General features: G+C 69.1%; 1 protein-coding gene. It reads left to right on the top strand.

Translation table 11 applies throughout. The features are described 5' to 3' along the window. Window positions 1-2,054, top strand: a 2,054-nt coding sequence (infB, locus tag ACWF94_RS39385; protein ID WP_453499926.1) for a translation initiation factor IF-2, incomplete at its 5' end; no start/stop codon positions are given. Window positions 2,055-2,085: the final 31 nt, after the last annotated feature.

The following is a 2,085-nucleotide window of genomic DNA, read 5'->3' as shown; positions in this document are numbered from 1 at the left end:
GTGGTCGTCCCGGTGGCGGTGGCGGTTTCGCCGGCCGTCCCGGTGGCGGTGGCCCCGGTGGTGGCGGCGGCTTCGGCGGCCGTCCCGGCTTCGGCGGCCGTCCCGGCGGCCCCGGTGGCCGTGGTGGCACACAGGGCGCCTTCGGCCGTCCCGGCGGCCCGGCCCGCCGTGGCCGCAAGTCGAAGCGGCAGCGGCGCCAGGAGTACGAGGCCATGCAGGCCCCGTCGGTCGGCGGTGTGATGCTGCCCCGTGGCAACGGCGAGACCATTCGCCTGTCGCGCGGCGCGTCCCTCACCGACTTCGCGGAGAAGATCAACGCCAACCCGGCGTCGCTCGTCGCGGTCATGATGAACCTCGGCGAGATGGTCACCGCGACCCAGTCCGTCTCCGACGACACGCTCGTCATGCTGGCCCAGGAGATGAACTACCTGGTCCAGATCGTCAGCCCGGAGGAGGAGGACCGCGAGCTGCTGGAGTCCTTCGACATCGAGTTCGGCGAGGACGAGGGCGGCGACGAGGCCCTGGTCTCCCGTCCCCCGGTCGTCACGGTCATGGGTCACGTCGACCACGGAAAGACCCGTCTGCTCGACGCCATCCGCAAGACGAACGTCGTCGCGGGCGAGGCCGGTGGCATCACCCAGCACATCGGTGCCTACCAGGTCGCGACCGAGGTCAACGGCGAGGACCGCCGTATCACCTTCATCGACACCCCCGGTCACGAGGCGTTCACCGCCATGCGTGCCCGTGGTGCCAAGTCGACCGACATCGCGATCCTCGTGGTGGCGGCCAACGACGGTGTGATGCCCCAGACGATCGAGGCGCTGAACCACGCCAAGGCGGCCGATGTGCCGATCGTGGTCGCGGTCAACAAGATCGACGTCGAGGGCGCCGACCCGACCAAGGTGCGCGGACAGCTCACCGAGTTCGGTCTGGTGGCCGAGGAGTACGGCGGCGACACCATGTTCGTCGACATCTCCGCCAAGCAGGGGCTGAACATCGACTCCCTGCTGGAGGCCGTCGTCCTCACCGCCGACGCCTCGCTCGACCTGCGGGCCAACCCGGAGCAGGACGCACAGGGCATCGCGATCGAGGCCCACCTCGACCGAGGTCGCGGCGCAGTCGCCACCGTCCTGGTCCAGCGCGGCACGCTCCGCGTCGGAGACACGATGGTCGCAGGCGACGCCTACGGCCGGGTCCGGGCCATGCTCGACGACAAGGGCGAGAACGTGGAGGAGGCGGGTCCCTCGACCCCGGTCCTCGTCCTCGGTCTCACCAACGTCCCGGGCGCCGGAGACAACTTCCTGGTGGTCGACGAGGACCGTACGGCCCGTCAGATCGCCGAGAAGCGCGCGGCGCGCGAGCGCAACGCGGCCTTCGCCAAGCGGGTGCGCAGGGTCTCCCTGGAGGACCTGGACAAGGTGCTCAAGGCGGGCGAGATCCAGCAGCTCAACCTCATCATCAAGGGCGACGCGTCCGGTTCGGTGGAGGCCCTGGAGTCCTCCCTGCTCCAGCTCGACGTCGGCGAAGAGGTCGACATCCGGGTGCTGCACCGCGGTGTGGGTGCGGTCACCGAGTCGGACATCGACCTGGCGATGGGCTCCGACGCCATCGTCATCGGCTTCAATGTCCGCGCGGCCGGCCGTGCCTCGCAGATGGCGGAGCGCGAAGGCGTCGACGTCCGGTACTACTCGGTGATCTACCAGGCCATCGAGGAGATCGAGGCGGCCCTCAAGGGCATGCTCAAGCCGGAGTACGAAGAGGTCGAACTGGGCACCGCGGAGATCCGCGAGGTCTTCCGCTCCTCCAAGCTGGGCAATATCGCGGGTGTCCTCATCCGCTCCGGCGAGGTCAAGCGGAACACCAAGGCCCGGCTGCTGCGCGATGGTAAGGTCATCGCGGAGAGCCTCAACATCGAGGGTCTGCGCCGCTTCAAGGACGACGTCACCGAGATCCGCGAAGGCTTCGAGGGCGGTATCAACCTCGGAAACTTCAACGACATCAAGATCGACGACGTCATCGCGACGTACGAGATGCGCGAGAAGCCGCGCGGCTGATCGCACGGCCGGCGCGGTACGGCCGGGGCCC

The organism is Streptomyces sp. NPDC055078, from assembly GCF_053607985.1.
This window is presented reverse-complemented; position numbering and strand designations above follow the sequence as displayed.